Annotated in this window: 1 protein-coding gene; it reads left to right on the top strand. The window is 45.3% G+C overall.

The window, feature by feature from the left end:
• On the top strand, window positions 1–216 hold a 216-nt coding region (locus I6E38_RS15100; protein ID WP_235394742.1), incomplete at its 5' end, for a hypothetical protein.
• Between the last annotated feature and the right edge of the window lie 248 nt (window positions 217–464).

The following is a 464-nucleotide window of genomic DNA, read 5'->3' as shown; positions in this document are numbered from 1 at the left end:
CAAAGCATACCGCTCCCCTCCCCCGTAGGGAGGGGAGCGGTATGCTTTGTTGCCAAGAATCGTTTTATTATGAGAAGAATAGCAATTATTGGAATCGTCCTTTTAACGATAAGTGTGCCCTTCCAGTGGCTCTATCTTGGCAATTATGTTGTCAGCGCAGCAAGCACGCTCATCGCAATATACGGCATTCTCAGATACAACAACAAGTTTGCGTGAATATCGGAACGTCGGACTATAAAAACTTTATTTAAACGACAATAACGACAATGGTCAACAATTAGCTACTGGCTGATTGTTGACCATTGTCGTTATTGTCGTTTTTGCTTGCTCAGGAGAGTGTGTCAAAAGTCAACACTCAATCTACTGTAGATAAAGGCAGAGTGAGTAGGGCAAGGATGCCCTACCCTCCTATTATTAGCAAATAATGCATACTACTCCCCTCCCTGCGGGGGAGGGGCTGGGGG

This window comes from Leyella stercorea (assembly GCF_021531355.1).
Taxonomy (GTDB): Bacteria; Bacteroidota; Bacteroidia; order Bacteroidales; family Bacteroidaceae; genus Prevotella.
This window is presented reverse-complemented; position numbering and strand designations above follow the sequence as displayed.